The organism is Daejeonella sp. (genome assembly GCF_037719425.1).
Lineage (GTDB): Bacteria > Bacteroidota > Bacteroidia > Sphingobacteriales > Sphingobacteriaceae > Daejeonella.
The window spans coordinates 19,294-26,057 of the sequence record NZ_JBBJNI010000032.1 but is presented as its reverse complement, the minus strand read 5'-3'; the positions used below and the strand labels follow the sequence as shown (position 1 = coordinate 26,057).

Here is a 6,764-nt window from a genome sequence, read left to right as displayed (position 1 = left end):
TTGGTGAGACTGAGCAAGGCGGTTTTCGTTATGCTGTAGGAAGCGCAGCTTACAAGCGGTGTGAGCGATGCGATAGAACAGATATTGAAGATATGGCCCTGATTGTCTCCAACCATGTTTTTGACAAAAAACTTCGAGAGAAAATGTGGTGTATAAACATTGACTTTCATTTGGCGCTCCAGAGCATCGCTTTCTTCCTCCATCAGGCCGGATGGTATGAATAAGCCTGCATTATTTACAAGCACGTCGGCAGTGCCCAGGTTTTTAAGCACGAAATCGGCAAACCCTTCTACTTCAGCCTGATTTTCCAGATCTGCAGCCAGACCGTAAAAACTTAATTCAGGGTACTCTTCGCTTAGTTCCTTCCGGAAGATTTGAATCTCAGAATCATTTCTGGCACACAAAGCGACATTATAATTGTTAGCAGCAAGAAGCATGACTACTGCTCTGCCTATTCCTTTGGTTCCACCGGTTACAATAGCGTTCATTGGCTAAAAATAGCAAAATCAACGAAGGGAGCACTTACAATCAAGGAAATTTGTGGCTGAAGTGCAATTTAAGACGCATGCTCCTGAAGGGATGATATTTTTGTATTATTATTGTATATTCTTTAAATTAAACGGATCCAAATGATATTCCATCCTTTAGGCAGATATATATTATTATTAAAAGCAGTATTTCGTCGCCCGGAAAAATGGAATATTTACAGGAGGGAAATTTTCCACGAAATGAACTCCATCGGTGTCGGTTCTTTAGGCATCATTGCCATCATATCAGTTTTTCTCGGGGCGGTAACCACAGTACAGACAGCTTTTCAATTAGTCAGTGACTTAATTCCAAAATCTGTCATCGGGGGTATCGTCCGGGATTCGTCAATTCTGGAGTTAAGCCCTACAATTTCCGCTATTGTCCTTGCGGGTAAGGTGGGTTCAAGTGTTTCCTCCCAGATAGGAACGATGCGTGTGACGGAACAAATTGACGCATTAGAGATTATGGGAATTAACTCACCCGGATATCTTATTCTGCCTAAGATAATTGCCGGAATAGTTACCATTCCGATGCTCGTGATAATTTCGATCGGGCTTAGTATTATTGGCGGATATTTGGCAGGAACTGCCTCTGGTGCTGTAACGGCACAGGATTTTATCACTGGCCTTACAACTGACTTTAACCCTTTCACATTTACGGTGTCTATGGTAAAAGCAGTTATATTTGCTTTCATAATTACTTCGGTATCTGCCTATCAAGGATTCTATACCAGCGGTGGTGCACTTGAAGTTGGCCAGTCAAGTACCAAAGCAGTTGTTATCAGCTGTATCGCGATCCTTTTTTCTGATTATGTTATTGCCCAGTTGTTGCTATGATAGAGGTAAAGAATATAAATAAGACCTTTGGTGAAAATCACGTATTAAGAGGTATATCTGCCGAATTTAAAGAAGGCATGTGTAACCTGATAATTGGCGGTTCAGGCTCAGGAAAAACCACACTTTTAAAGTGCATGGTAGGATTGCACGAGCCGGAAGAAGGTTCGGTAATCTACGATAGTCGAGATTTCACCCGGATGAATTTTGAATCGAGGATTGAGATCCGAACCGAAATTGGAATGCTTTTTCAGGGTTCAGCACTATTTGATTCGATGAATGTTGAGGAAAATATCATGTTCCCCCTGAATATGTTCACCCATCAGCATCGGAAAGAAAAACTTGAGCGGGTGAATTTTTGTCTTGAGCGGGTCAACCTCATGGACAAGAACAAACTATTTCCAGCCGAACTTTCAGGAGGGATGAAAAAACGTGTCGGCATTGCGCGTGCAATTGCAATGAACCCGAAATACCTTTTTGTAGATGAGCCGAATTCAGGGCTTGACCCGAAAACATCGATTGTGATAGATGATCTGATCCAGGAACTCACGGAGGAATATAAGACAACCACAATCGTTGTAACGCACGATATGAATTCCGTAATGGGCATTGGTGAAAATATTATATTCCTGCATCAGGGTGAAAAGTGGTGGGAAGGATCTAACAAAGAGATCTCGGATACCGACAATGAAGAATTAAACGACTTTGTTTTCGCCAGCAAGTTTATGCGGGCATTGCAAAAGAATAAAAAATAATCGTCAACTCATCAGATCCCTTCGATGATCCGATAAGTAATTATACTTAATGATCCAACTATTAACCCCCTCAAATTTCAAAGATTACGAACTCATCGATTGCGGTGATTTTGAAAAATTAGAGCGTTTTGGGACCGTCATCCTGATCCGTCCGGAGCCACAGGCGGTATGGGTAAAGGGGCTGCCGGAAAGCGAGTGGACTAAACAGCATCACATACGGTTTAAAGGACGTTCTGCAACTTCCGGAGAATGGATCAAGAAAGATCAGAAAACACCGGACAGATGGCATATTAAGTACCAGAATGGTGATATAACCCTCCAGTTCAGGCTAGCAATGACATCTTTTAAACACCTTGGAATCTTTCCTGAACAGGCTGTTAACTGGGACTATATTATTAAAAGTGTCAAAGCCTTTAAAACGAGTCAGCCTAAAGTTCTTAATTTGTTCGCATATACCGGCGGTGCTTCTTTGGCGGCCCGTGCTGCAGGAGCAGAAACTACACATGTCGATTCCATTAAACAGGTGGTGAGTTGGGCTAATGAAAATCAAACGTTATCAGGGCTCGACAATATCCGCTGGACCGTGGAGGATGCTCTTAAATTTGTTAAGAGGGAAGTTAAAAGAGGCAAAAAATATAACGGGATCATTTTAGATCCCCCTGCTTATGGTCACGGCCCTAATGGCGAAAAATGGAAGCTGGAAGATAATATTCAGGAGATGATGCAGGATGTGGTAGCTCTATTGGATGAAGAAGAACACTTTTTGATCCTGAATACATATTCCCTTGGGTTTTCGTCCGTTATAGTAGATAATCTTATTCGATCTTCATTCCCAGGAGTGAAGAACCTCGAATCGGGCGAACTATATTTACAGGCGACGTCGGGATGTAAATTACCGCTGGGGGTATTTGGGAAATTCTTTAAAGGGGCCTAAAGAATTAAAGATTATCTTGTTATTCATTTTTATCTAAGCTATTTTGCCGAAAAACAAATTCTTTGAAACATCGGATCAACCTATTTCTTCTGCGTCATCGCATCGAATGGGTTTCAATACTTTCTACGGTAAGTTGATAATTAATGACTTTTGAGCACAAACAAACAGTAATTGATATGGTTCTGTATGGAGCCGGGATATAAGAAAAACTAGAAGATGAATATAAAACAGATTACCTTAATTATTGGCGTTGCAGTAAGTGAAGGCTTTACAGGATGCTCAGAGTCAGGCACTAAGGCTTCAGAAAAAGCAGCCGTTAAAGATTCGACAAAAACAGAGGAAACGGAAAGTGAGCAAAAAGCTACTTCAAGCGAATACCCGCCGATTGATACGGCTGCGTATAATAAAAAGATGAAGCAGCTGGCAAACGGTGATACAACCGGTAAGTGGCCAGTGAAAAATCAGCCTTACCCTCTTCCGGGGGCAATTCTGCCCTTTAAGCGTGTAGTAACTTATTACGGTAACCTTTACTCAAAAAAAATGGGTGCCCTTGGTGAATATGCACCAAAAGAAATGCTTCGCATGCTTTACGCAGAAGTTGCTAAATGGGAGAAAATTGACCCATCGACACCTGTTCAGCCTGCGCTGCATTATATAGCTGTGGTAGCGGCAGGCGATCCCGGGAAGGATGGCAAATATCGCAACCGCATGCCCGATAAACAGATCGACTCTGTCTTTAAAATTGCTGCAATGAAGAAAGATATGATTGTATTCCTTGATATCCAGGTTGCCTTAAGCACGATCCGTGAAGAGCTGCCGCGTCTGGAGAAGTATCTGATAAGGCCAAATGTACATTTGGGCATCGACCCTGAATTCTCCATGAAAGGCGGCATTTTACCTGGCAGAAAAATCGGTACATATGATGCTTCGGAGATCAATTACGTAACAGATTATCTTGCAAAACTTGTAAAGGCTAATAACCTGCCTCCAAAAATATTTGTAGTTCACCGTTTTACCGGCAAGATGGTTACCAACTCCAAGAACATCAAGCTTAGGCCGGAAGTACAGATTGTAATGCACATGGACGGCTGGGGCGAACCTGATCTTAAATTAGGCACACACCGCTATTTCATTTATAATGAGCCAGTGCAGTTCTCAGGATTTAAGATATTCTACAAGAATGACCTTAAAAAAGCCCCTAATCGTTTAATGACTCCTGCTGAATTAATGAAGCTTAAACCGCAGCCTAGTTATATTCAGTATCAATAGTTAGTTGAGAGTGGAGAGTGAGCCTACTAAATTTGGAAGGTCTCTTCACCACTTAAGATATATTCAATACCGTTCGGGAATTGCCGGCACTGGGTAGCGTCGCAACTTATAACCTGCCTGACGGCAGGCAGGCGTAGAACTTACAACATATAACTCATTATGGAGGAAGCAACATTTGGCGGCGGCTGTTTTTGGTGTACAGAGGCCGTTTTTCAAAACTTAAAAGGTGTAACCAAGGTAGTTTCGGGTTATATGGGCGGCCAAAAAGACAATCCTACCTACAAAGATATTTGCAATGGCGATACGGGTCACGCCGAAATCATACAAATAGAATACGACGAAAATCAACTCAGTTTTGATGACCTTTTGCTTGTATTCTTTAAAACTCATGATCCTACCACGTTAAACAGGCAGGGCAATGACGCAGGTACGCAATATCGTTCAGTTGTATTTTACGAAAATCCTGAGCAAAAAGCTGCGGCTGAAAGCATGATCAATAAGCTTGAAAAGGAAATGGTTTTCGATCGCCCTATAGTTACTGAAATAACCCCCATTTCTGAATTTTACTCAGCCGAGGATTATCATCAGAACTATTACAACAATAACCCAGAGCAGGGCTACTGTGCTTACGTTATTCAGCCCAAGCTGGCGAAGTTTACGAAGGAGTTTGGTTCAAAAATTAAATAGTGGAACTGGGAAACTGAAAACTGAAAGTTGAAGCATACGTACCAATGAGCTAAAGCACCGATAGATATGATCTATCGATTCAGTTTTCCGTTTTCAACTTTCAATTAAAATAACCCCAACTGCCCCTTGTCATCTATATCCAGATCTTCAGGGTTAGTGATCTCAAAATCGACCTTTTTAGCAGCTCTAGGTTCTTCTGCCTGTTTGGTTACTGCTTGTTTTGGTTCAGAGACTTTTTCTGCAGGATGTACCGGCTGTTCTGGTTCAATTTCTCCTTGTGCAGGAGATTCTTCTGCTTCCGCTAAAGGTTCTTCAGGCTGGATTTCTTCTATCTCTTTTGCTTCTGGTATTTCAGGATCGACATCAAGATCTATTGCCATGGAAGAAATTGGCGTGGCGGTATGCACACCAGGAACCTCTACATACACTTCCCCAGCATTCACGGGAATAGGGTCTGAAATTACTACATCATCCAATTCCAATTCTGAAGGGGCTATCAGATCAACAGATTTCACATCATGCGGAGAAAGGCGGTTACCCAGGGCTTTCATACCTTTAACCTCAATGGTTTCCGCAAGATCCATTTCCAGGCTTTCTGATATTTTAGTTTTGCCCTTTAAGATTTCAACATTTACTTTTGGCTTTTGCAGTCCCGTGAACAATATTAATCTGGATCCGCCTTCTTCACCAATTATGCTCATTTTCCTGCCAATAGAAGAATTTTCCAGGACAAACCGTTTTAAATAATGGCTGCTCGATTTTCCTTCTATGTACACCGCTGTGAAAACCTTTTCCGGATTGTACTTCTCAATAAGCAGAAGATGATCATCAAAATGATTGCTAAGGTCGAAGCTGCTTAGTTCATAAATGCCATGTTTTTCAACCGTTAGTATGCGGTCATCCCCATCAAATTCACCAAGATATTTCCCTCTTGAATCGACATTTAAGCGTTTGAGGATCTCATCATACCAGATCTTACGGCCTGAAAGAGTAGAAACGCCCTTACTCTTCAGCACCACTTTTTTAACAGGATACTTCGTCACGATATTCCCCATGGAGCTACGCCCCTTTATCACATGTTCTGCAAAATCAATATCGAATTGTAATTTCTTAAGCTTGGAATGCGGCTTTAACTGAACACTTACGATCTCAGCTTCACCGTTTGGATTTGGCGTGAAATAAAGCGTTTTCGATCCCTTGGCACCTTTGGTCAGGTCGTATTCCTTCTCCCGGGTAACCCCAAGTACTGAGAATCGCTTGATGTACGAGGTCCCGCTTTCACCATCCCGGTATATCATATTATAAACCGTTCGCTCATCATTCTTCTTGAATACCTGAGCGTGCAGAATACCTTTGCCAACAAAGGTCTTCTCTGCAACTTTAGATACATTGAACTTACCGTCCTCCCGGAACACGATGATTTCGTCCAGATCGGAACAATCGCAAACAAATTCATCTTTACGCAACCCTGTCCCAACGAATCCGTCTTCGCGGTTCATGTAAAGCTTCACGTTTGCCAGAGCAACCTTTGACGCTTCTACCCTATCAAACTGCCTGATCTCAGTTTTACGTTCCCGTCCCGGCCCGTACTTCTGCTTTAGCTTTTCAAACCATGCAATCGCGTAATCCGTCAGATGCTTCAGGTGTTTATTTACTTCCTTGATATCATTCTCCAAGGATTTGAGCTGCTCGTCTGACTTCTTAAGATCAAAGCGGGTAATGCTGCTCATCGGCTTATCGATAAGTTTTTTATAATCT

General features: G+C 42.1%; 6 protein-coding genes and 1 pseudogene. 5 read left to right on the top strand and 2 right to left on the bottom strand.

Translation table 11 applies throughout. From position 1 onward, the window contains the following. On the bottom strand, positions 1 to 488 hold a 488-nt coding region (locus WKF69_RS06430; RefSeq protein WP_340380531.1), incomplete at its 3' end, for an SDR family oxidoreductase. 141 nt (positions 489 to 629) lie between these two features. Here WKF69_RS06430 and WKF69_RS06425 point away from each other — a divergent pair. From WKF69_RS06425 to msrA, 5 genes are all read left to right on the top strand, one after another. Next, a complete protein-coding gene (locus tag WKF69_RS06425; protein WP_340380529.1) occupies positions 630 to 1,364 on the top strand; it encodes an ABC transporter permease in 735 nt (244 codons plus the stop codon). Then, a complete protein-coding gene (locus WKF69_RS06420; protein WP_340380526.1) occupies positions 1,361 to 2,116 on the top strand; it encodes an ATP-binding cassette domain-containing protein in 756 nt (251 codons plus the stop codon). The genes WKF69_RS06425 and WKF69_RS06420 overlap by 4 nt, the downstream gene beginning before the upstream one ends. A 49-nt stretch (positions 2,117 to 2,165) precedes the next feature. Beyond that, the gene (locus WKF69_RS06415; RefSeq protein ID WP_340380524.1) at positions 2,166 to 3,050 is read left to right on the top strand and encodes a class I SAM-dependent methyltransferase; all 885 of its coding nucleotides are present in this window, start codon (positions 2,166 to 2,168) and stop codon (positions 3,048 to 3,050) included. A 216-nt stretch (positions 3,051 to 3,266) separates the two neighbouring features. Next, complete coding sequence (locus tag WKF69_RS06410; RefSeq protein ID WP_340380522.1) at positions 3,267 to 4,319, top strand: hypothetical protein; 1,053 nt, start codon at positions 3,267 to 3,269, stop codon at positions 4,317 to 4,319. 159 nt (positions 4,320 to 4,478) lie between these two features. After that, entirely contained in the window at positions 4,479 to 5,006 is a 528-nt protein-coding gene (gene msrA, locus WKF69_RS06405; RefSeq protein WP_340380520.1) for a peptide-methionine (S)-S-oxide reductase MsrA, read from the top strand. A 104-nt stretch (positions 5,007 to 5,110) separates the two neighbouring features. Here msrA and WKF69_RS06400 read toward each other — a convergent pair. Then, positions 5,111 to 6,764 (bottom strand): annotated as a pseudogene (locus WKF69_RS06400) (DNA gyrase/topoisomerase IV subunit A); the annotation flags it as partial.